This is a genomic window from Blautia obeum ATCC 29174 (genome assembly GCF_025147765.1).
GTDB lineage: Bacteria > Bacillota > Clostridia > Lachnospirales > Lachnospiraceae > Blautia_A > Blautia_A obeum.
Genome location: NZ_CP102265.1, coordinates 1768781 through 1792617, shown reverse-complemented (window position 1 = coordinate 1792617; position 23837 = coordinate 1768781). Strand labels below are relative to the sequence as shown.

The 23837-nt window shown below is 38.9% G+C and carries 21 protein-coding genes and 2 pseudogenes; 4 read left to right on the top strand and 19 right to left on the bottom strand.

What is annotated here, in order from left to right:
- The first annotated feature begins 23 nt into the window (after positions 1–23).
- The 3 genes and pseudogenes from NQ503_RS08460 to NQ503_RS08450 all read left to right on the top strand — a co-directional run.
- A complete protein-coding gene (locus NQ503_RS08460; protein ID WP_173907081.1) occupies positions 24–383 on the top strand; it encodes a helix-turn-helix transcriptional regulator in 360 nt (119 codons plus the stop codon).
- A gap of 244 nt (positions 384–627) precedes the next feature.
- Positions 628–957: a plasmid mobilization protein gene (locus NQ503_RS08455; protein WP_005422959.1), complete on the top strand. Its 330-nt coding sequence runs from the start codon at positions 628–630 to the stop codon at positions 955–957.
- Positions 918–1388: pseudogene (locus NQ503_RS08450) on the top strand (relaxase/mobilization nuclease domain-containing protein); the annotation flags it as partial. The gene NQ503_RS08455 and the pseudogene NQ503_RS08450, both read left to right, overlap by 40 nt.
- Here NQ503_RS08450 and NQ503_RS08445 read toward each other — a convergent pair.
- The 6 genes and pseudogenes from NQ503_RS08445 to NQ503_RS08420 all read right to left on the bottom strand — a co-directional run.
- Positions 1356–1781, bottom strand: a pseudogene (locus NQ503_RS08445) (PcfB family protein); the annotation flags it as partial. The pseudogenes NQ503_RS08450 and NQ503_RS08445 sit on opposite strands and share 33 nt — an antisense overlap.
- 97 nt (positions 1782–1878) lie before the next feature.
- Positions 1879–2097, bottom strand: coding sequence for a DUF5348 domain-containing protein (locus NQ503_RS08440; RefSeq protein WP_005422968.1), 219 nt, complete (start codon positions 2095–2097; stop codon positions 1879–1881).
- 23 nt (positions 2098–2120) lie between these two features.
- A complete protein-coding gene (locus NQ503_RS08435) occupies positions 2121–3104 on the bottom strand; it encodes a DUF6017 domain-containing protein (RefSeq protein WP_044925032.1) in 984 nt (327 codons plus the stop codon).
- A 210-nt stretch (positions 3105–3314) separates the two neighbouring features.
- The gene (locus NQ503_RS08430; protein ID WP_005422970.1) at positions 3315–3677 is read right to left on the bottom strand and encodes a hypothetical protein; all 363 of its coding nucleotides are present in this window, start codon (positions 3675–3677) and stop codon (positions 3315–3317) included.
- An 816-nt stretch (positions 3678–4493) separates the two neighbouring features.
- On the bottom strand, positions 4494–5345 hold the full coding sequence (locus NQ503_RS08425) for an IS3 family transposase (protein ID WP_227231694.1): 852 nt from the start codon (positions 5343–5345) through the stop codon (positions 4494–4496).
- On the bottom strand, positions 5312–5884 hold the full coding sequence (locus NQ503_RS08420; protein ID WP_005422936.1) for a transposase: 573 nt from the start codon (positions 5882–5884) through the stop codon (positions 5312–5314). The genes NQ503_RS08425 and NQ503_RS08420 overlap by 34 nt, the downstream gene beginning before the upstream one ends.
- A 243-nt stretch (positions 5885–6127) precedes the next feature.
- Here NQ503_RS08420 and NQ503_RS08415 point away from each other — a divergent pair, with 243 nt between their 5' ends.
- A complete protein-coding gene (locus NQ503_RS08415) occupies positions 6128–7237 on the top strand; it encodes an adenosylcobinamide amidohydrolase (RefSeq protein ID WP_005422974.1) in 1110 nt (369 codons plus the stop codon).
- Between the two features lie 90 nt (positions 7238–7327).
- Here NQ503_RS08415 and NQ503_RS08410 read toward each other — a convergent pair whose 3' ends face one another.
- The 13 genes from NQ503_RS08410 to NQ503_RS08350 all read right to left on the bottom strand — a co-directional run bounded on the left by NQ503_RS08410 (position 7328) and on the right by NQ503_RS08350 (position 23831).
- Positions 7328–7501: a hypothetical protein gene (locus NQ503_RS08410; RefSeq protein ID WP_005422976.1), complete on the bottom strand. Its 174-nt coding sequence runs from the start codon at positions 7499–7501 to the stop codon at positions 7328–7330.
- A 79-nt stretch (positions 7502–7580) separates the two neighbouring features.
- Entirely contained in the window at positions 7581–11141 is a 3561-nt protein-coding gene (locus NQ503_RS08405) for a trypsin-like peptidase domain-containing protein (RefSeq protein WP_005422979.1), read from the bottom strand.
- Entirely contained in the window at positions 11128–12264 is a 1137-nt protein-coding gene (locus NQ503_RS08400) for an MBL fold metallo-hydrolase (RefSeq protein ID WP_005422980.1), read from the bottom strand. Before NQ503_RS08400 ends, NQ503_RS08405 begins: the two co-directional genes overlap by 14 nt.
- Positions 12265–12903: 639 nt before the next feature.
- Positions 12904–13665 (bottom strand): Rpn family recombination-promoting nuclease/putative transposase, encoded by a 762-nt coding sequence (locus NQ503_RS08395; RefSeq protein WP_005422984.1) that lies wholly within the window; start codon positions 13663–13665, stop codon positions 12904–12906.
- 217 nt (positions 13666–13882) lie between these two features.
- Complete coding sequence (locus NQ503_RS08390) at positions 13883–14095, bottom strand: hypothetical protein (protein ID WP_005422985.1); 213 nt, start codon at positions 14093–14095, stop codon at positions 13883–13885.
- A complete protein-coding gene (locus NQ503_RS08385) occupies positions 14092–16524 on the bottom strand; it encodes a hypothetical protein (protein ID WP_005422986.1) in 2433 nt (810 codons plus the stop codon). Before NQ503_RS08385 ends, NQ503_RS08390 begins: the two co-directional genes overlap by 4 nt.
- Complete coding sequence (locus NQ503_RS08380) at positions 16524–18662, bottom strand: hypothetical protein (RefSeq protein WP_005422989.1); 2139 nt, start codon at positions 18660–18662, stop codon at positions 16524–16526. Before NQ503_RS08380 ends, NQ503_RS08385 begins: the two co-directional genes overlap by 1 nt.
- 62 nt (positions 18663–18724) lie before the next feature.
- The gene (locus NQ503_RS08375; protein ID WP_005422991.1) at positions 18725–19195 is read right to left on the bottom strand and encodes a hypothetical protein; all 471 of its coding nucleotides are present in this window, start codon (positions 19193–19195) and stop codon (positions 18725–18727) included.
- A complete protein-coding gene (locus NQ503_RS08370) occupies positions 19185–19865 on the bottom strand; it encodes a hypothetical protein (protein WP_005422993.1) in 681 nt (226 codons plus the stop codon). Before NQ503_RS08370 ends, NQ503_RS08375 begins: the two co-directional genes overlap by 11 nt.
- Before the next feature lie 2 nt (positions 19866–19867).
- Positions 19868–21682, bottom strand: coding sequence for a cobaltochelatase CobT-related protein (locus NQ503_RS08365; protein ID WP_005422997.1), 1815 nt, complete (start codon positions 21680–21682; stop codon positions 19868–19870).
- Positions 21683–21866: 184 nt separating this feature from the next.
- Entirely contained in the window at positions 21867–22022 is a 156-nt protein-coding gene (locus NQ503_RS08360) for a hypothetical protein (RefSeq protein ID WP_154648307.1), read from the bottom strand.
- Positions 22023–22041: 19 nt separating this feature from the next.
- Complete coding sequence (locus NQ503_RS08355; protein ID WP_005423001.1) at positions 22042–23313, bottom strand: P-loop NTPase family protein; 1272 nt, start codon at positions 23311–23313, stop codon at positions 22042–22044.
- Positions 23298–23831 carry a hypothetical protein gene (locus NQ503_RS08350; protein WP_154648308.1) on the bottom strand — a complete coding sequence of 178 codons (534 nt, stop codon included), beginning with the start codon at positions 23829–23831 and terminating at the stop codon, positions 23298–23300. Before NQ503_RS08350 ends, NQ503_RS08355 begins: the two co-directional genes overlap by 16 nt.
- Positions 23832–23837 lie beyond the last annotated feature (6 nt).

Here is a 23837-nt window from a genome sequence, read left to right as displayed (position 1 = left end):
CAATGTAGTTGGGTGAAATGATTATGAAGCAGAGCAAAGAAAAGTTTGATTTTAAGGCTTTCGGACAGGCTATCAAAGCGGCAAGAAAAGCAAAGGGAATTTCCCGCAACCAGTTAGCGGATAAGCTGAACATTGCGCCGCGATATATCGCGTCCATTGAAAACAGCGGGCAGCACCCAAGTTTGCAGATTTTGTATGAGCTTGTAACCCTGCTTGACGTATCGGTAGACCAGTTCTTTTTCCCGGAACGGGAACAGGAAAAGTCCACACGCCGCCGTCAGCTTGATACCATGCTCAACGGCATGAGCGAAAAGGATTTGAAAATCCTGTCAGCTACCGCAAAAGGGATTGAGGAAGCCAACAACGAAATAACGGGGGAATAAAGTTCCCTCGTTTCTTCATAGAAAAAGCAGTTTGAAACGTCGCAGTTTGCGGCGTTTTTCTTTTGTCCTGCTTTGGCAAAATCAGATTTTCCATGTAGTAGGGATAAAGGGAGAAAGTTTCTTAGCAAGCATAGGAAAGGGGTACCCTTTCCGTATTTTCGCCCTCCTGCGCTGCGGCGCGTCGGTTGAAAATTGCTTGTTGGGAAGTGTCCCAAACCCTCGGAATGGAAAGGAGTGTGAGCCGATGAACGGCAGGAAACGGACAGTACAAATTAAATTCAGAGTAACAGAGGAAGAACGGGCGTTCATTGAACAGAAAATGCAGCTCGTCCCTACCCGGAACATGGAAGCCTACTTGCGGAAAATGGCAATCGACGGGTATATCATTCAGATAGACCATGCCGACATAAAAGCTATGACAGCGGAGATACAGAAAATCGGGGTCAATGTCAATCAGATTGCAAAGCGCGTCAATGCGACGGGCAGCGTCTACCAAGAGGATATAGAAGAAATCAAGGAGGTGCTTGCGGAGATATGGCGGTTACAAAGATTAAGCCTATTAAAAGCACGTTAAAAAAAGCCCTTGACTATATCCAAAACCCGGACAAGACGGACGGGAAAATGCTGGTGTCCTCGTTCGGGTGCAGCTATGAAACGGCAGATATTGAGTTCGGATTTACATTGTCGCAAGCTCTTGACAGAGGAAACAACCTCGCACACCATTTGATACAATCTTTTGAGCCGGGGGAAGTCGATTATGAGAAAGCCCATGAAATCGGAAAACAGCTTGCCGACGCGGTAACAAAGGGGCAATATGAATACGTCCTTACCACTCACATAGATAAAGGGCATATCCATAACCACATCATTTTTTGTGCGGTAAACTTTGTAGACTACCACAAGTATGTTTCCAACAAGCGCACCTATTACGGAATACGCAACATCAGCGACAGGCTGTGCCGGGAAAACGGCTTGTCCGTCCTTGTGCCGGAGAAAGGCGGCAAGTGCCTTTCGGATAGAGGGCTTTTGCTCCTGTGTCAGCTTCTTTGCGGAAAACTCCTTAAAGGCTGCGGTCAGAGCGTCCGCGTCCCGCCCCTTGAAAAATACAAGATAACGGGGCGGCGTTTCGGTGCTGTCTTTCTTTAGGGCAAAGTCGATACCGTATTTTTTTGCCGTCTGCTCAAAGGCTTTGATATTGCCCTCAGTTATCTCAATGTTGGAAAGCCCCGCGTTCTGCTTCGCAAGCTGCTTTAGCGTCTGCTTCCCGTGGGGCTGTTTTTCCTGCTACTTTTTTGCCTGTGCAAGCATGGCTTTGATTGCCTTTTGCAGCATTTCAGCGGTCAGCTTTGCTCCCTTGACCGAGAGCGCAACCACTTTTTCGTTGATTTCGTCCTGCAATGTTTACCGTCCTCCTTTCCCGGTAGTAATGATAGTGTTAGGGTGGTACGCCGCTTTTGGGCGTGAAAAAAGGGCGTCCGTTGTTCACGCCGCCCCGTTAAATCCTCACCCGCAGCCCGTTCAAGTCCTCGGCGCGAATACCTACAAGATACCAGTTGTCCCCGTACTCAATCCGGGTCGGCTTCCATTTGCCGCCTGTGAATACGTCCATGCACTCGCCGCAATGCAAGCCGCCGTAATAGTCGGCAATGTCAAAGCGAATGTCGTAGCGGTCAGCGGTTTCATCAAAAATCAAAGCTCCTGTTTTCTGTGCCATGTGGTAAATCCTCCTTTTTTCGTTTACAGGCTTTCGCCCTCGTTGTAGGTGTAATAGTCCAGGTCGCCGTACTTTGGCTTTCTCGGTGCAAGCGCGCCGCTTGCCATATCGTGAGCGACAAGGGAAGTATAGTAGCTGTCAATGGTAGACGGGGCATTGAAAAGCACCGCCTTTAGGTACTGCTTGATGTTGCGGATTTTCGTGGTGTTCTCCTGCATACAGTCAAGCACAAAGCGGATATGTTCGCTGTTCAGCTTCATAAACTTTGACTTCACAAGCTCGGCGGGGTAATCGTCCCCGGCAATACGGATTTTCTTTCTTGCCGTACAGACGGTTTCAAGCATGAGGTCAACAATTTCATTCAGACGGTCGCGGTCAAGGCTTCTGTCCTGTAAGAGAATGTCATAGGCGATATTGTCTTTGATAATTTCCTCATACACTCTGTAAGCGTCGTTCCTTTCCGTTCTTTTCCGTTCCGGCGGCTGTGCCGTTTCGTCCTCGCCATAAGGCAAGGGATTTAGGGAATGGATAGGAATGGAATGGGTACTTGATAAATCCGTATTTGATTTTTCTTTTTTTGGTAAGTTAGTTCTTTGTATATCTTTATTTAATTGCGTTGGATTTTCCGACGTCGGATTATCCGTTGTCGGATTTTCCAATATCGGGTTATCCGCTGTTGGATTTTCCAATACCGGGCAATCCAATTCCGGCGGCTGCGGCTGTTCGTAAATGGTGTACTCGATAGCGGTCATTTTGCCTTTCTCGTCGCGTCCCTGCCGCCTTGTGATATATCCGGCTTTTTCAAGCTCCCAAACGGCGGTACGGATAGCGTCGATACTTTCCCGGTTGATGTAGGACAGCCCCGAAAGGGTATAATCCCAATCCTCCGGCAGGGACAGCATTTGAGATAACAGCCCCTTTGCCTTTAAGGAAAGCTCCTTATTGCGTAAGTGGTGGTTGCTCATTACGGTGTAGCCTGTGTTGCGTTCCACACGGAAAACTGCCATAGCTTCATCACTCCTTTGCTTTAGATTTGTTGCGCAGTAGAACGCGGATTTTGAGGGGTAAGGTATCTTTTCCTTGCTTCCTCTGTTTTGCGTTCTGTAAGCCCGATAAATCAAGGCTTTTTTTGCCCCTACTGCGTAACATGAGGGCATAAAAATAGCGGCGTTCCTGTTCTCCCAGTGAGAGAGTGAGAAACGCCGCTGTGCGGGTCGCTATTTCATTTCTTCTGCTATCAGTTCTTGCATGACTTCTCCAAAGTCTGCCATGAAAGAAAAGATGAAGTATTCCAAAACGTCGGGGTCTGCGTCCATAGGCTCGGCTTCCTCTGAAAAAGGCAAGCCCATTAGCCCATAAAGCAGTTTGATGATTTTGAACAGCTTGCCCCGGTCGGTGGGGTTGTTCATGGTTACAAGTACGTTGGTAAGGCGGTTGATTGTTTCCATGTCGCCGCCTGTCGTTACCCATACCATTTCCGCGAACGGCTGCGTGATTGCCCCGGCGACAAGGTTTATCTTATCCTTGCCGATTTCGCCGGACGGAAGTATAATACCCTTAGTCAAAAGTTCGTTTTTCATGTCGTCCTCCTTATATTCTGTGGTGCTAAAATGGTGCCCGGTCTTACAAAAACACCTTATGCGGAGATATGACAAGAAAAATGAAGATATGCGGAAAACCTTGATTTTAAGCCATTTTCACATTGGTTTATAAACATTTGTGAGGACTTATAAAAGGTTTGGCGTCTATCAAATCAATAAAAAATAAGATCCATAAACGCACAAGGACGCTCTACCGAGGATATGCAGAGCGTCACTCTCTTATGGGCTAAGATTTGTGCAAATTATAATAATACGTCCTAAAAAGGAAGGAGACCGATACTTTCGTACCGGCATATGAAAAAGAAAAATATCTAAAAATGAGATACCTTAATTAGCATCTGCAATTATTAATGTACAGTATATTTATGACGATACTATGGTATAAATTTTAAGAATTTGTAAAAATTATATTTTCCTGTAGAAAAGCTTCTAAAACTCTCGATAATTTATAGTTCTCTTTTAATTATGCACTGCCTACTTCATAATATTTTTATTTCTTTTGAGCTTTAACAAGCAACATCATTGGCCGACGAAGTTCATCTTTCATTTTCTTAATTCATTCATTGTTATTTCATCTATCATATTAAAATCCTTTATAATTAAAAATGATTTACGACCTAAAAACTTATACTGTTTGTAGATATTGGGCATTCATATTTTTATATAATAACACAAAAACAGATTAATTCATATTTTTTCATATACATTAATCTGTTCAGTTTCGATATCTTTAGATTATGAAAATAAAAGTATTGTTTTGATATGTACCCAGAATTCTGGACACATATTTATAAGTTAGGCGGACATCATGGATGCTTCTCTGTATTTTACAGGAGGCATCCATTTTGTTTTTGCCTGGATTCGTTTGCTATTATAGTAATCAATATATTCATCAATAGCAATTGCAAATTCTTCAAATGATGTATAATCTTTTTCAAAACCATAATACAGTTCTGTTTTTATTCTTCCAAAGAATGTTTCCATGATGCAATTATCGTAGCAATTCCCCTTTCTAGACATAGATTGAATTATTCCATGTTCTTTCAAACGATTTCGATAATAAGCATGTTGATATTGCCATCCTTGATCAGAGTGCAAAATTAAACCGTTTACAGAAGAATACTTATCAAAGGCTTTATCAAGCATTCTTTTTATTTGTTCTAAATTAGGACTTAGCGCTAAATCATATGAAATAATCTCATTTGTATTCATATCCAAAATAGGAGAAAGATAGCATTTTCCCCACGAAAAATTAAATTGGGATACATCTGTTGTCCACTTTTGCAGAGGTAAAGTAGTTGAAAAATTTCTATTAATTACATTGTCGGCTACTTTCCCAACTTCACCTTTATAAGAATGATATTTTTCTTTTGGACGTTTTCCAAATAATCCAGCGTCATGCATAAGACGTTGAACTCTCTTATGATTTACGTTGTAGCCACGATTTTTTAATTCCATATAAACTCTGCGTACCCCATATCTGCCTTTGTTTTCTACGAATATTTTTTTAATAACTAGAAGTAATTCTTCATTTCGTATAGCAACTGGATCTGTTTTATTAATTTCAAAATAGTATGTAGAACGCGCCATATTCATAGCCTTTAACAAGTGTTTTAACAGATATCCTTTTTCTTTGAGTTCTTTGATGATTGCTGCTTTTTCGCCTTGAGTAGCGCAGCTTCCCTTTCTTCTCTCAAGGCGATCTCTTTTTTTATTGCTTCATTTTCTGCTTTAATATAAGTAATTTCAGCTCGTAAACGAATCAGTTCTTCATATTCAGACTCATTTAATTTACGTGGATTATTTATGTTCATTTTTTTCATTGCGGACTCCTTTGGTTTTCGCCCTTTTCTTCGGCCTACAAGTCCATTATAACCCCATATTTTATATTTGCGAATCCATTGAGCAAGTAATCCACTGTTTATACCCACAGTATAAGCAACTGAAGTAATAGTATCTCCAGCTATAACTCGTGCAACAAGTTCATATTTTTCCTCTGGAGACCACTTTTTATTTGTACCATAGTGTTTTAAACAATCAGAAGTATTTGATTCTTCCAAATGATGCCATCTGACAATCATGTCATGAAAATTTTTTAGATTTATTATATCATTGGGTGCATCAATCCATTTTCCTTGGCGATACAATTCAACAGCTTTTTTCTTAAATTCGTAAGTATAACGCATAAAAATACCCCTTTCACTGGATGTCCAGTAAAAGGGGTACATATCATTTTATAGCGACAATTTCTCACCTTTTGTACATACATTTTTTATATCTGATTTTCATTAAATATTCTATCAACCTCCCTTTTCATCCAGTCAATATCCTTTGATGCCCGAAAGTATATAGAAGATAACACTTTTAATTGACGTAATCAAAAGATATTAATAAAATAAATAAAAAAACATACACAAGAAGGAAACGTAATGAATACATTTTTTACCTGCGAGCAAAAATTGGGGAATACCATCTTCACTTTTTCACAAAAAGCAAAAGTTCTTAGCACAAGTCCTTTAAACGGAGGCCTTACAAGGCACCTTTCTCATGCTGTAAATATCAATTGTATGAATGGTTCTTATGAATGTAAAATGCTTGGAGATACTTATGAAAAAGATCTAGCTGCACATGTCCACGCCCTTGGTCTTTCACCCTCCTGCACTACTGCCTTAAGTACCGCAGCCTGGACTGAATTACGTGCTATAGAAGAAGTATGCTTCCGGGATCTTACGGTAACTGCTGTTGTGACCGGTGGAATTGACTCCAATGGCATACATCCCAGCGATCCTGCTTCTTACTACGAAGAGGACGGAAATTATGAAATGCCTCTTCCTGGAACGATCAATATTTTTCTGTTCATTAATCAGAATTTGACTGATACAGCAATGTCCAGAGCACTGATGCTTTGTGGAGAATCGAAAGCTGCTGCTGTTTCTCAGTTATTACTGGGAAGCTGCTATTCCGAAGAAATCGCAACAGGTTCTGGGACTGATGGAATTGTAATCGCTTCTAATCTTTGTGGTACCAGAACTCTTACGGATGCTTCTGGACATTCCAAACTTGGTGAACTGATTGGAAAATCCGTGAAATCTGCCGTAAAACAAGCTCTTCTTAAGCAAACAGCGGCCTCTGGCCCGAGGCAATTTCTTTTATCTGCACGTACTGCAAGATATAAAATCACACCTGCTACTTTATGGGAGTTTTATATAGAATACAGAGAAATTTTTAATGATTTTAAGATTTCTTTTGAAATGCCTTCATTATTAGAACAGAAGTTTCTCGCACACAATCGTACCAGTAACCTGGTTCTATGTGTATCACTTTATCTTCACCTTATGGATCAGGTTCGTTGGGAATTGATTATGGAGCCGGAAGCTATCCGGGAAGGGAAACGTCTTCTGATTTATGGACTCTATTGGAAAGATGGAGACTTTTTTGAAAAAGCATATCCGGCAAAAGCATGGGAGCAGCCCGGATTGCTGCATTTTTCATTAAAAGAACAGCTTATGTATTTGCTTTTATTGTATATTGCTATTTAGAATTATTGGACATAGTGCTAAAAATTTCTAACTTTTAATTATAAATGGGTAAGTCGAAAACCGACTTACCCACTATAATATGATTTTTATTTACTTCGCCACACACATGTTTTCATCAATCCATTTCTGGATATCGTCTTCGCTTACTTTAACCAGGCGGGCAATTTTCTTAACATCCATCCCCTCTTCTGCCATAGAAAGAGCTGTTTCTTTTGCTTTTTTTAGTTCGCCGCTTTCCATTCCTTCGCTATAAATTTTTTCCATTTCATGGCACATAAGCGGTGGCCCCTTTCTGTGTCTCTTTCAATTCATGTACCCTTTTCCCGACAATTCATTTACATATTTACAGTTCAGGAAGTAACCAACAATTTTTTACTTCAGCAAATTCATTTTCTGCTTTCTCACCAGTGCATATATTTTTCCATTCTTCTACTTCGGGGCAATGTTGGCCTTCATAAAATGTATTTTCAAAACGATATACCAAGAATGCAAGAGTAGCACATTGCTTTCTAACTTTAATATTTTCTTTAAACTCTTCTTGCGTCGAAATTTGAAAATTGATTCGCGTATATTTTTCTACTAACCTAAGTACTTGTGAAACTCCTTTCATGATTTTGGATGGAAAACGCGAATTTGTTCGGTAAAAAATATTATGTATAATCATCAAGAAATACTCCAATCCGGGTTCTTTTCGTGCTTTAATTAAATTAAACAATTCCAGCAGGGTATTTTCTTTTAATTGCTTATCCATAATTGTTTCCAGACACTTTTCAACTGCCATTGTAGCTGAAAATACCATATCTGATTCAGTTTCATACATTAGTTCCAACATTTCGTTCATAAAGGCTGGAACTTTTTCATCTGCAAGAAACATTGCTTCCACTTCCCATGAATAAATTCCTTCGTCATAGAATTCTTTTAGCAGAGTACATAGTTTTTTTGACTGAACCGGATTAACTCCCTTCCATCCATTTCTGCCAAAAGATGCAATCGCACGAATCATCATTTTCATATGCCATTTTGAAAAAGTAAATTGAAAATCGAATTTGCTTTCTTTCCAATATTTTACCATATCTGAACAACAGCCGATGAACAGTTCCAAAAACCATTCTTTTTCTTTCGCAGACCATTCATCTACATAGTACCTATTCCAAACCGCCAGTTGTTCCCAATATGATATTTCAGTAAAATTCCTGCCTCTTATATCCTCTTTCCATTTTGAAGATACTTTTTCACTGATAAAACTCTTTTTTATTCTTTCTAAGGGATCTATTTCTTCTGGATGTGGCCATTTCATAAATACAAAAAAATAATATTGCTCTAGATCTGGCAACTGCGTATCTTCATTAAGTTTACTCCATAATAATTCTCCAAAGGCAACTTCTTGTTCTTTGGTTAATTTTCCCCATGTATATAACTGCCCCATTCTGGCCAATACGGAGGTTCGATTTATTTTCTGTTGTTTTCCTATATTAAATATTGCTTTAATAATTTTGGGTTCAAGATGAGCTTTTCTATATAATGGATTTGATAATTCATACTCTGTAAACACATCAAAAGGATCAAGCTGTACTACTCCAAGTATATTTTCTCTCTCTTTCATTGAGCAGGTTAATAATGCATTTATTTTAGTTCTTTTAATATAATCTGCGGTTTGATTCATAACAGAGGAAATGAATTTATTTAATAATCTTTGATCTTTCACCGCATTTTCTTCGATCAATCGGATCATCAAGTCTATCATTTTTCCCTGCTGCACAGAATCCAATACGGCACACATTCTTTCTAATATCGGAATTCCGGATGCTACAATAGAGGTATAAACATTTTGATCATACCATGGATCATATTTCTGAAATTTTCCTATATTATTCATTATCGCATTATATACATATTCAAAAAGTTCATCGATTTCTTTTCTATTCTCGGATCGTAAATATTCTCTTGTAATACATTTTTTTACCACATCTGTTTTTCCAAGACGAAGTAAAAGCTGCCATGTATATTGAGGATAGTAAGATAGCAAGCTTTTTACTAAAATATCCTGCTGATTATTCAGTAAACTTTTACTTCGAAGATATAATGGAAATCCACTATATTCAATGCTTTTAAAAACAGAATATGCCTCCCAACAATTGTTCTCAGATCTAACCAAAGTAATGGATTCCCGATTTAACTCAAATTCCGGTTCTGGAGATTCCTTTTTTAACCAGGTTAATGCACCGTCTGTAAACAGAATTTTTTCTTTATCCCAGTTATAATACTTTTTATATTTAGAAATCTCATTATTAATTTCATTGCATTTTTTTCTGGTTTCTTCCTTATATGGATTCATACAAAATAGTAAATGTTCTTTTAAATACAATGCACATACCAGCAGAGACTTCAAATATACGTTTTGGGGGCTGCTCTCTGCTATTTCATTATTATTCTTTTGTATATCGTTGGTAAGTTCTTCTACTGCTTTCAGTGCTTCCTCATTAAGACCACATTCAGTCATTACGCCAATGAATCTTAAGCGTACCTCATAAGGCATTTCTTCTAAAGAGCATGATACCAGTTCTAGCTGAACTTTTTCCAGATCCATTTTGAATAAATTCATAAGAATTTCTTCAAGTTTCAAATAATATTTGCCATCAACTATAAAATTTGTGCAAGGTTTAAGCTGGTCACAAATGCTGTTCCACTTTTCTTCATCCATATTTTGTCTATAGTTTTCAAGTAAATATAACCCTACTGTAAACCATTTATTCTTGTTTTTCTCTTTCCAATCCGAGTGAGAATTTAAAGTATCCCATATTTTATATAAGTTATTCTCAATATTTTTATCTAAAGGCAAACAAGATTTTTTATATCTCCTTGTATATTCATAAGCAAAATCCAGTAATTCATTACAGTAGTCAAAATTAGATTCTAATTCTTTTTCGCTACATTGTAAAAGTTCTTTTCCATTGGTATAACTTTTTACCTGTTGCCTGAAATCTGCTGGAACTATAAGCCATCCGGGATACTGCTCAAATTCTTTGGCCCATTGCTTGGTTAACTCTTTTCTTTCTTTTCTACGTTTATTAGTATTTCCCAATAACCCTTCTATCCTTGTATATTTAATATTCCAATTATAATCTTCAGAATATACATTACTCATATTTAGTAAAGGATTTGTATTCTCTTCAATGTTTCTTGAATTAGTATCGTTTTCTAGTTGTTTATTTTTTAAATATACATTTTGATCAATACCATTTTGAAAAGCTTTTGCTTTTGTAGCCTTACAATGTGCATTTAATAATGCTGCCCGATCATATACTGGAATATTATTATTTTCAAAAAACTTTTTTCGATTTTTTACGCTAATTCCCAGTAAAGAATTAGCTTTTCCTTTTTCCGTATTTTGCATGTTTGCAATTCCCACAATACAATTATTATAATCAGCTATGAGACTTCCAGAAAAACCTTCATAATCCATGGCAGCAGAATCTATTGTATCTAAGATCATATTTTTATTAGTTTTTTTTAAAAGATTAGTATTTTTTAATTGTATCCACCTTTTTTCAAAGCCAAAACTTTTACCATATCCAACCATTTGTAATTCGTCAAAAACATCTAGTTCTGCACTAAACAAATAAAGAGGCTGAACATCAATACTCTCTTCGCATCGTAATACAACCAAATCCTCTGAGCTGTCATTGTCCTCAGAAATTACGGTTGCTTTGACTGTTTTTTCCTCATCTTTTACAGAGAAGTGTAAAACAGCATTTTTTGCATAAGTTTCAGGTTTTTCAATTAATAGACAATGTTTTACTGTTATTGCGGTTTCTTTATCTATTAAGAACACGGTTCCAATTTCTTCTCCACATTCTATTTGACCTGTATTTTCATCTAATCTATCTCTATCAATCTTCTGCATCTAATTTTCCCAATCCTTTAAGAAATTTAATTTCGTAGTTTTTAATAAGTTCTGTATTATTGCCTGTATTTTTTATTATATTTGCGATTACTGCTTTTCCGGGATGATCAATATATCGCTTTCCATCAGTTGACAGCAAATAATATTTTACCTTTGTATTTTTTATAAATTCCAGGGAAATGTTCTTAGCTGAACCATGATGGGGAAGTTTTATGACATCAAGTATCTTAGGCAATTCATTTTCAAAAAGCTGAATTGGACTATCTCCCGGAAAAAGCATTTTTATATCTTTATAGTCAATCAAAATTGCAATGGAGGAACAGTTTGTTATTTTAGAATCCATTTCTATGTCTTTATATTCCGCATATTTATCCAACCAATCCAAATCCTCGCTGGAATACGAAATATTTTCCTGTTTAAACTCTATATTTTTTTCATTATTTAATAAAAACCCCTCAAAGGCAGCATCAAACAATGGGTCTCTAGTGATTTCTATATTATTTGAGTTTATTTGTTTTAAATGATAAAGCCATTTTTTACCCATCTTAGTTAATGTTTCGATACCTGGATTTAATATTGTGATTTTTAGATCTCCAAATTGGACAATTTGTCCCTTACTCACTAAATTATTTACAACTGATGCATTCCAACGGTATCCTCCGGCTTGAATGAGCTCTGCGAGATTTTTTCCGTTGGTATAACTTATATTTTGCTTTTTATATTCACATTCAAAATCAATGTCTGTTGAACACATACTTTTTAAAATGATTTTGACTGCAAAGGACATCCCTTGTTCTGCGTTTCGAGACGTAATACATTGATTCAAACTGTTAAACCAGATTTCATCAATCTCTATGATTTTAGGGTTTCTCGAATCCCCGTTCTCTTTCAATAATGCCCTAATTCCACTGATATGATCATCATCTATATGAGTGACTACGATTAAATTTAATCGTTTTCCTTCGGCAGCCAGTTTGAGCAAAAATTTTTTCAAGTACTTTTGATAGGTTTTGGCATAACCTCCATCAATCAACATTCTAAAATCGGAATCTGGAAATTCCAAATATATACAGTCTCCTGAAGCAGCAGGGAGCATCTGTATGGTAACTCCGTTTATTTTCATTGTTCCCCTCCCATTTTTGAAAGGTAGTGTCAAATACTACCTGTTTTTGTTTCAAAATCCTATAAAAACCTTGATTTTTAGGGAAATATATCAATTCATTAAATGAATGCAGTTTATTTTGCAGGTATTCAGTTAAAAATAATTGATCTTTTGTAAAATTTTTTATTGTAAAAGCAGCTATATTACCATTCTTATGGCAACGAATACGATATTGTTGCAATTTTTTTCAACGGAATGGACTGTGAGTTCATTGGCTGAAACAACTATTTTTTTCCAATTCTTCTTCATGTAACGCTTCATTATCTATACTTTTGATTGAATATGGGGCAATGTAAGGACTTTGCAATAAAGATAGACATTTTTCTTTTTTTGATGATCATATGCATATATTCTCCTTCTAATTTTGGGCTAGAACTATTTTGTTACAATTAGAGCTTGAATTTTAAATACACAATTTTAACTCTTAAAAAATAATACGAAATAAAACAACAAAAATCACAAATTATAGACAAAGAAAGTATTTATTCGAACAGATCTTTTTCCCATATTTGCTCCTTCATCTTTTTTGAAAAAACTAAATATACTGTATTGCAAAAAGGCAAGTCTAATCAGACCTGCCCTTTTATAATGATTTTTCAATTATTTTGTTACACACAAAGTTTCGTCAATCCACTTCTGGACGTCTTTCACATTATGGTTTACAGCTTTTGCGATTTTTTCAACAGGTAATCCCATTTCAGCAAGTGAAAGGGCTGTTTCCTTTTTAGCCTTTAATTCACCGCGCTTTTCGCCGCTTTCCATTCCCTCGCTATAAATTTTCTCCATTTCATGGCACATAAGCTCAACCCCTTTCTGCGTGTCTTTTAATTCATGTACCCTCTTTGCAAGAACTGGACTGTGCATTTCATCCGCATTCTTACAATGCAGATCATGCATAAGTCTCCCAAGTTCTGTGTCTTCCTGTTTTCTGGAATTCACATATATAATATGTGCTTCGTCCTGAAAGCTATCATCGGCTTCTTTGATATGCCTGTCAATATGGTAAATAGGAAAGCCATACCCAAGGATGTCATCCCTGGTAATAAAGATCACATAGCTTTCCGGTAATTCATCAAAATCCTGACCCGGATTTAAAGTGTTCATGTCCATCAAACCACTATGGTAACGTGCCCTCTTAGGTGATGCACCTTCATTATCCTGCTGGATCTCCACGTCAAACTGTTTGCCTTCGGAATCTCTGGCAACACAGTCCATGATTGCGGATCGTCCCTGCAGATTCTTATAATCCTTCTGGATGATCTGATCAATTACTTTCAGATCCTGTTTTTCCATAATGACCTGCAGAACATATTCCAAGCATTCTCTCTGTTTGAAAACATTTCTCATAAATATGTCACTCATGAGTGTAAAATTCTTAATAATACCTTTATATCTTTCGTAACGTACTTCCAATCCGTTCTCTGGCACAATTTTTTCATCTGCCACGTTCGCTGTCACCTCCCTCTTTATTCTTTTTATGTTATGAAGAAATTTTCGAAAAAGCTTTTGTTTATTTTATCTTAGCATCAATGAATGACCTTTACAAGACACTTTTTCCCCGAATTGCATCGGGTGTTTTTTAACCTACCCGTTCCACATAGCATACACTGTTTCCCTTGCACTCAAATTCCGGACAAAGAGACAGCCATAATCTTTCCAGATCATTGATGTTCATGGCGTCCAATTCTGTTTCATCTTCTTCACCATAAATATTTACAAAACCGATCCGATATATGCCATACTCTTTATGTAGGTTTTTTACTACTTTTCTTCCTGCTCTTCGTATATTCATAAGCTCTCTTCTCTCCTCTCTTCTGCTTCCAGCAAAAATGTATTGCAGGTGTAGCTTCCGGAAGCACTGACACCAGCGGCCCCTCCAAGGCTGTCCAGATACTGGCTTCCATTTTTAGATGCAGAAATGTACATATAAAAGTTTGTCAAAACATAGTTTTTATTTTCCAGAACATTCTTATAACTGCTGCTAAGTACAAGCCTTGCTCCAAGTTTTTCTGCTTTTTCTTTTACCAGCATAGCAGTTAAATTTACTGCTTTTCGTATTTCCTGTTCGCTAAGTCCGCTTTGATAATAACGTTCCAAAAACAAAACCAGTTCTTCTGCTTTATTTTCATGTGGTTCGCTTTTGGCAGTCACATCAACAAACTCAAGCGTCTTCCTTTCATCCGCAGCTACAAAAGAACCTTTTGTCAGACGGAGAATTGCACGAAATACAATTTTACCATTGTGTTTGATAAATATGATTTTTTTATTTGCATCAAAACAGGATAACAGACAATCACAATTTGGACCATTCCGATAGGAAATGCAGCTGCGCAGCGGTACTTCTCCTATCTGCATAACCGGAAGCAGGCTGTCCTCTTCCCAGATTTCCCATCCACAATCCACGCGCAACAGCTTTTCTTTCCAGATTTCTTCTGTATCTCTTTTTATTGGAAAAGCAATTTCCCGTCCCAGATCTCCTTCATGGTATTTCAGCTCCATGAATTTTCCTAATAACTCAGCATTTACGATTCTTCGGATTTCTTCCTTCTTTTTCGGCTGCCTGTTCAGAAAGGAAGTCATGATCTCTGCGCCGCCTTCATAAATGAACTTCTGGATATTGGATTTATTTTCCTCGACAAAAGCATCCGAAATATTCAATTCTGTCTTTAAATTCTTCCAGGAAGGATCCTGGGCCAGCAGTTTGTCCATCAATGCAGGTAATCCGGAACAGCCATTTAAAAGATTCTGATTATGCAAAAGGAAGTAAACCTGATTATCCTTTGTAAGATCCTTTAAAAGTTCCGGGAAATCCATTAAAAAAATCAAAATCCATATGGCTGTTTCATGCCGGAGATCCAGAATGTTTTTTAAATTCTCCTGCATCCATCTGGAAAGCGGCTTTTTTGACAAAGCTTCTGCCAATCGCTCAACCTGATTTTCCTCTAATGCATCTGTCAGGCAGTCTCTTTTTATCAACTCACGGATCACCCGAAGACGATCATCACTTTTGGAGTATGCTAAACGATCATACAGGTCTATATAGACTGCTTTCACATTGTACAGGACTTTCAATTCTTCAAATACACGAGGCTTCGAAAACAGTGATTCTTCACTCTTTCTCCAGGGAACTACCATATATTCACAATCCCTTAAATTTTGCTCGTTTAAAGTATTTAGATTCAGGCATCTTTTATAAACCTCTTCATCCAGAATCAACGAATTCCTGTCAAGGTTTATAAGCCAGTCTCCATTCTTTCGCAAAAGTTCCAGGAAATGTTTCTTCCGTTTCGTAATGGCATACAGGATAAGCTCTGTCTTTTCCAAAGTGAGCTCATAAAGATCCATATCTGGAAGCGGATTTCCATACAGAGTGTTCACATAGGCTGCCTTTCCATTTGAAATCTTTTCAAAATCTGCATCCGGACCTGTCAAAAATCTTATCAGCTTTGGAATGTCTGCATATAATGATTCGTTCCAGAGCCACAAGTGAAGAAAAGAGGCCTGCCATTCTTTTGGTATCTGAGTGAGAATCACTTCCAGTCCATTCCGGATTTCTTTTGGATGCCGGCTCAATTCTTCCAGCTGCTTCTTATGTAAGCTTTCCGTTTCTTCACAAAACTCGGATAAATAATTTACAAGTTCCATCAGATCCTGCTTCAAAAGTAATGCCAATGATTCCTCATCCTTGAGCAGCTCATAAAGAAGCTCCGTTGAAAAAGCCGGATTTATCAAAAGCATGCGTATCTTTATTCCCGCACAGGCAACATCAAACTCACCAATGCAGGTCTCAAGACTTGCTACTAGCTGTTTCTTTAACTCTTCTTTCGGTTCCAGAAAAGCATAATATTTCAGATAAACATATACGATCCGGTCCGGGATTTCTTTATCTGCCAGTACTTTCTCAATCTTTTCATAGGGAAATTCGGACAGCTTTTCATTTCCCGCACATTCTATGACCATTCTGATGCGGTCTGGTTCTAAAATAGAAAAATCCTTTTTGTTCATTTTACCCAAATAGCTGAGTATTTCCGGATCGTCCATCAAAGAAGAAATCGTCTCCTCATTTAACCCCTCCATCAGACTGGAAAGTTCCTGCTGATTTACCAGTCTGGCCGCATTCATACAGGAATCTTCCCCTTTCTTTCCTATCAGGTTCAGGGGAATTGCTGCTTTTTTCATTTCCCTGTAAATATTCATGTGCTTTAAGATTCTTTCGATCATCACGCTACCTCTGCCCTTTCTATTAATTCAGTAATCTCCGGTAACTCCATGCATTCGTCCTGGTACATATTTTCTGCCAGTTTAAGAAGATACAGAGCTTCCTTTTTGGCCATCGGCTTTTTCGCTGTTCCTGCAAAATTATCTTTTAAATACGAGGAAACGATCTTACAGTAGAGCTTTTTATGGCCATATGAATAACGACCATTCTTGTAAAACTCATAAATAGACTGAATCTCCTTATCCGTTTTTCTGTTTTCCCGTAATATCTGATTAAACTGCTGTTTGATGTTTTTTTCTGTTTTCCAGTGATCTATCCGTTTTTTCTGTTCCTTTAGCCATTCTTTCCGTTCCTGATATCTTTTCCGATCCTCTTCTGTCATATATTTCTGATACAGGGTTTCTCTTCGATAAGAATCACTTATAAATGGAAGAAGCAATTTGGAAAGCTCATATGCTTCGGACTGTTCCAGCCAAAGTGCTGTACTTTCCTTTAAAAGTAAGGCCGTCAGGTATTCTGGATAAATATCCGGATATTCATAAAAGAATTTCTTTTCTACCATTGAAAACAGTTCCCGGTGTTCCTTTTTTCCCAGAACTGGCGAAAAAAATTCGCACTCTCTATGTTGGATAGCATAGTATCCCAAGGAGAAAGTTTCCTTTAAAATCCTCCAGGGGCTTAAGAATTCGCATCCATCCATTCCAATCTCATTGATCAGAAATTTCAGCATAGGATAGGAATGCTCATTACAAAGACCCTTTATTTCACTTTTTAAATATCCTGCCATAAATTCCCATTTCTTTTCCAAATCTGGCTCTTCATTTTTATAATCCTTTACAAACTCTTCCAGATACTTTTTTCCATCCAAAATCCCATGCAGGATCAGCCGGTTGAAAACCGCGTAAAGTTCCGGCTCACTCTTTTTCCAGAAAACATCCTGGTATCTACTTCCTGTAAAGTTTTCATAACGTTCCAGATACTTCAGCAAACTTTTCGTACTGTATGTTTTGCCTTTCAGAGTATCTGTAACACACGCTTCAAATTCTTCCGAAGAGAGTTCTTTTACCAGAGGATCCCATTTTTCTTCTGTCAGATCAATGTAATGCCACTCTTCCGGTTCATTACTTCTAAATGGAAACAGCGTAAGAAACGTTTTTACATTTTCCACCCTGAACGTTTCATTCATGCATTTTTCCAGCCGTTCTTTACCGTCGATACGGACAGAAAGTTTCCCATATGTTCTTAAAATCCGTGAACAAAGTACATAAGCCTCTTCTGGATATGTCTCTTTTCCAGGCAAAAATGCCTCTAATACATTCAGACCAATTTTTTCTGCTGTCAACCCGGAAAGGCTTATCCGATCGGGTCTCTCTACAAAATACATCAGTACAAAATTTAAAAAAGCGGTCTCTTTGTCGGAATATCCAAACATACGCATACGTTTTTCCAAAACGGCATCCGCGTTTTTAGCATTTGTGCCTGTTAACTTTACCAGCAGTTTCAGGATATCCAGATCCTTTTTGCGATACCCTTTAAGCTTTGTCATTACTTTGCCTACCATCCACACGAAAAGATTCCATTCAGTAAATACGGATATCTTCCGGTTCTTTGAAAAGCTGTCAGCAAGTTTCTGTTTTATGCCTTCCCACAGTGTTTCATCATCCGGAAGGATGGACATGGCAAACAACATTTCTTCTGCTCGCTCAAATGGATACGCATGCATGGCCTGTTTCCACCGATTCTTTTCCTTTTCCTCACAGATATAACTGATACTGATCAAAAACAGGTCTTTCTCTCCAAGAATCTGTTTCATCTTTTTCCAAAACAGGTTCTTTTGAGTTCCATTGAACATACAGGTCTCCTGTAAAGGCATCATCCTCGCCAGGGCAAGTCCGAGGGCACGGTATGTCCGCTTTGTCCAGGTCAGATCTTCTCCAATACGCTCCAGGACTTCTCCCGGATAGTGCAGTCCATAAGCGGTTTCCATGTCTACTTTCGGCTTTTCCAGAAACATATCATTTTCTTTTAATTGCATATAAATTTTATATTTTTCCTCATTAGATGACAGCTTATAGATCAGGTTCGTCATCTGCCGGTACAGGGTAATATCAAGCCATTCTTCATAAATCTTCCATTCCATCCAATTTCCTCCTGTTTTCCCATATAAAAAGGGGACTGTTCGCCAGTCCCCCAAAATTGTTCTTATGCTGCCAGGATAATCTTCTTTTTCCGGCTTGCATAAGTGATCGCCATTGTAGAATGTTCCATGCCTCGCTGTTTCTGGTATTGCTTTACATCTGCATAATTTGCAAACGAAAGGATCTTACCATTTTCCTCTAACAAGTTATCTTCCATATTTTCACTCTCGCAGGAAGCCAGCGTCCAGTTTACATGGCAGATATAACAGGTCATGCCTGCAAATCCCAGATACTTATGTACATACTCTTCCGCTGCCTCAGCACTCGGAAAATAACGTGCATACTCCAGGGAACGGCAAACGATCCGGCCTTTGTACCATCCGGCAAAATACCGGTCCTTTTTCAGTTCAAGTACATACCCTGTCAGATAAATCTTCTGTAAAGCATTTTCTTCCTCGTCCATCATATCAAGAAGCTGTTCCGCATAGATTTTTTTCCATTTTAATGTGTTCTTCTTTATTATTTTACGCAGCATTATCTTTTTCCTCCTCAGTTCCCACAATGAGTTTTTCTACCATTCTGTACAAGTTCTGGAAATTTCCAGCCTGTCTGCGGCGTGTCATGCAGTCCTGTTCAAATGCCCGGATCACAGCAGAAGTTCTTGCAAACAGTGTGAAGATTTCCTCATCTTTCAGCTGTATGGTAACCTCTTTTTCTTTCCGGTAGCTGTCTTTTTTACAATACTGCCCGCCATTGGCATTATGCATCGCTATACCGGTGCCATTCTGTATCCTGACAACCCACGGATAATTTAAAACTTCTCCTTTGTTGTTGCGAACCTTCCTCTGTATGGAAAATACTGTAACTCTTCCCGTGTTGGAATTTTTATCCTCGCAAAAGATCTTTTGCTGGAAGAATTTAAATTCCTGTACATTATTCCATATACGGGAATACACGTATTTTATGATTTCCGGACTCAGATTTGCATAAACGCTGATGCTGTCTTCTTTGCTGTAGTCAACCATAACAGCCCGGATCCTGGAATAATCGCTGGCAAAGTCTTCGTGAAGATGCCAGAAATCCTTTGGTTCTGCCATCCGCAAAAAGCTATTAAATTCCAGTAACGTATTCTGTGTCTTATGAACACAGATCTGCTTTGATACATCCGTATTCTGTTCTTTTTCTTTCCTGTTTTTCCTGTTCATCCTTACCTCCTGATAAAACGCAGCAGTTTCTTTGTCAGAAGAGCCGGAAGCTGTTCAAGATCCGTAATATCCAGAAAAGATTCCTCATAAATTTCCTGAATTGCTTCCTTGTCGCTTCCGATCGCAGCCGCCTGAAAGAATACTCCCTGCTGCAGCAGCTTTTTCCGAATCTTCTGAAGGTCCCTTTTTGCCCCTGTGCCTCCATACTGGTTTGCATTAGGTGCACCATCACTGATCACAAACAGCAGTTTCTGCTTTTCCGGTCGTTCCAAAAGACGGCTGCCAGCATACCACAATGCAGTTCCATCCCGGTTGCTTCCATAAGGCTGCATACCAGCGATCCGGAACCGATCCTTTTCATCCGTTTCAAAATCTGCGCAGCAATGCAGATACACCGTTTCGTCTTTCAGGTTCTCATGCCGGTATCCATCTGTATGATGTCCGCACACCAAAACCGGTATTTCTGATTCCATACAAAAATCATACAGGCAAAGTGCTGCAAGAATGGCATGATCCATCCGTTCCCCACACATGGAAAAAGAATTATCGACCAGCACAGCCACACAGATATCCAGCTTTTTTCCTGGCTGTTGTTTCTTAAATACTGCCCCAGACGGTGCAGCTATGTTTCGAAGATCTACCCGACGTCCAAGAAAAAGCTTATGTTCCGTGCGTTCTTTCTGATTTTTCAATATAGGAAGCAGTTTCAGGCGAAGTCTCTTTTTTACCTGTTCAAGCTGCCCCTCATACTTTTCTGTCAGTAATTTTAAAAAATCTGATATCTCGGTCTTACGGCAAAGTTTTTTCTGTACCAGGTCATGGCCTTCTTCAAACGGTATCTCCATCAATTCCTTTTGAAGATGTTCGAAAATTTCTTTCTGTATCTTTTCATCAAGCGTCTCTTTCGCCATTTCATAAAGGATTTTTTGTAAGGCATTATCACTGGATGCTTCCGTTTCTGAGGCAGGGATGCCACATTCATTCTGTTTGTCTTCGAAGCCACCAGACTCCCTGACACATTTCGGAAGATTTTCACACAGCTGCTGCAGAAATTTCTGAAGCTCTGCAGTGCGCCCGTTTTCAGGGTCTTCCGTTTCCTGATCCTTTCCGTTTCTTTCTGTTTTGTCTTCTGTTTCCGACTCCTGTTCCGTATCCTCTTTTCTGATCTTATCTTCATTTTGCTCAGTCTGTGACCCTGTGTTACCCTGCTTTTCTTCCTCCGGTTCTTCTTCGGATTCATTCGGGTTTTCCTCTTGCCCTTCACGCTCTTCCTGTTCTGGCTTTTGCTCTTCATTTTCTGTACTGTTCTTCTCTATTTCATCTATGATTTCCGCAAAATATTTCCAGATCATCAGAAGGATATGGTTGGTGGCAAGATATCTCTCCATGTCATCTGCTGCCTTTCCCGCTTCATCAATGACCGGCATAAGCAGTTTTAGTGTATCAATAAGCTCGTAATCCGCACCATCCCAGGCATTGACCCTTGAAGACAAGGCATACTGTGCACACAGGTTCATAAGAATAGATAACCTGTCTTTCTCCGTTTCCAGCATTTCCCTAAGTGTTGGAAGCCATTCCACATTTCGGTCACGATTCATAAGGATTCCCCTGCGGATGCTTCCCGGAAAAAGGGCGCACATCTTCTCTTCTATGTACATATCATTCAAAAGATTGCTGAGATAAGATGCTGTCTGCAGAAAGATAGAAAGGATTGCTTTATCTTTTCTTTCAAAGTAGACATTCATCGCATCCAATGCCTCTTTTTCCTGTGCATTTTCCGGTACTGGCTCCTTTGGATACCAGCTACCATTTAACATATGCTCGGCATACCTTTTTCTAAGTGCAGAATCCGTATACCGGTAATGTCCGCATTCATGTCCCAGAATCCCGATCAGGCTGTCACTTTTTAATTCCAGTGTCAGAAAACTTGACGTAATCTGGTTTCCAAGATTTACGGCAACTGTTTCTCCCTGATTCCATCCTGCAATCCCCGAATTTTTATCATCGTATAACCCGTAATGTAGTCAACTTTCCACCCGTGATTTCATGCCCGATCGAGGTCAAAAGATCACGATACTGCGGCGTATGAAATACTTTTTCCGGTGTCAGTTTTTCTTTCTCTGCACATATCCGTTTCCGGTATAAAGCCTTTTTCATTCGTTTCCTCCATCCGTTTTTAATCCACATCACAATGAGGAAGAAGAAAGATGCGTTCCATAGTTCCCTGTTCTTCCCTGTCCATGGATGCTTTGCTGAGCAGTGCTGTCCATGCTGACCTCCTGAGATCATTGGAAACCATGTAACTTAACACCCAGTTTTCCAATTCCCGGTATCCGCATACGCCATCCGTAATGTCCTGTTCAATCAAATATTCATGGATCTTGCAGACCGTGGCAGCCATAAAGGACAGAAGTTCTTTGTTTTTAAACCCGGTTCTTTTCATTGCCCTTTTTGCCATTTCCTCTTCTGTCAGGGCTTCCTTTGGCTGAATCAGGTTCATTCGGGAAAGAACTGACTGGTTGAAGTTCTGACAGCCAACATAATCCAGATTAGTGGTCATGATCACAATCGTATCCGGATTTCTCCGTATCTGTTCTCCATTTACCAGATCGGTTACAGCTCCATCGTCAAACAGGGAGTTTAATCTCGTAAGTGTCCCAGGTTTTTCAATCATGGCCGGCTCCTGAATTTCAATCACAGATGGTTCCCTGCATGCCTTTACGATTTCTGACTCTTTTAATAGGAAGTCTTTTTCATTTTTCGACTTTTCATAGCCTTTTTCATAAACTGCTTTCAGGATCTCCTGAAAAGCTTTTTCCCGGCTGATCCCCTCTTCATAAATGCCATTTACCGTTGCAAGAGCTGAAGCCGGATCCATTTCAATGTCTTCCAGACGTGGCAATTCCATTTCCAGATGCGCTGTTCCTCCCATATTTGGTACGGTGGTCGCTAAAAGTTCCAGTTCATCCGTTCCGGGTCCACAGGTGAACACATAATATGGAAGCCCTAAGATCTGGGCGATCATTCTGGCATCCGTTGTCTTTCCAGTACCGGCATCGCCTGTCATCATAAACAGCCTTGCCGGTGTCTTATCCACCATCTGCAGGATTTCTTCAGCTTCCTTACTTACCAGATAGTCTTCTGGAAGCGAAGGGATCCTTTCTTTTGTCCTTTCATTTACATCCCATCTGCCAGAGTAGATCTGTTTTAATTCAAAAAGTGTTCTTTTTGTCTTCTCATTTACAGGCAAAAGCACATGAAACTTTCCATAGATTTCATCGTTTGGTGCATATACCCCGGCCGCAATTTTATATTCCGGAAGCACATCCTCCAGTTCCTCTGCACGGAACTGGCTCTTTTCCAGCGGGACCGCCTGCTGCGGATTTGCTATTACTTCGCAGTACATGGCATCGCAACAGATAAATGCCGCCCTCAGTGCAGCTTCCATGTCTTCCCATTCCTTTTTTTCCTGTTCTTCAAGTATGTAGAAATTTTTTTGGAACTCTTCGTTAAATAAAGGATTATCCGGGACCAGATTGGCATAAGCCAAAAGGGCCAGGTACTGCTCGCCTGTGTTTTTGCCCTCCCGGATTCCCGGAAGCTTCTCGTTTTTTCTTCTGTCTTTAAAATCCCACTGAAACGTCCGTTTTTCGAATTATAAGTCATTACATACTTTCCCTGATTTCCAGGATATTCCATGCAGAAATAATTTATGGCATCCCTGCCCCTTTGTATACCGGCAGCACCAGAGTCTTTTTCTTTCCGGATCTGAATCAGTGTCAGAAGAGCATGTAACGTAGGCCCATGAAGGCGGGAGACTTTTCCCTGCTTCCTGATATTTCGCATGGAACAATCCGCTTCATCATAGCTGATCCGTTTTTTCCCTGCTTTTTCCAACATCATCCGAAATGGGTCCGGAATGGGTTCTTTCATAATCCATGGTGCATAAAAACAAAGATCTGGCATTTTGTT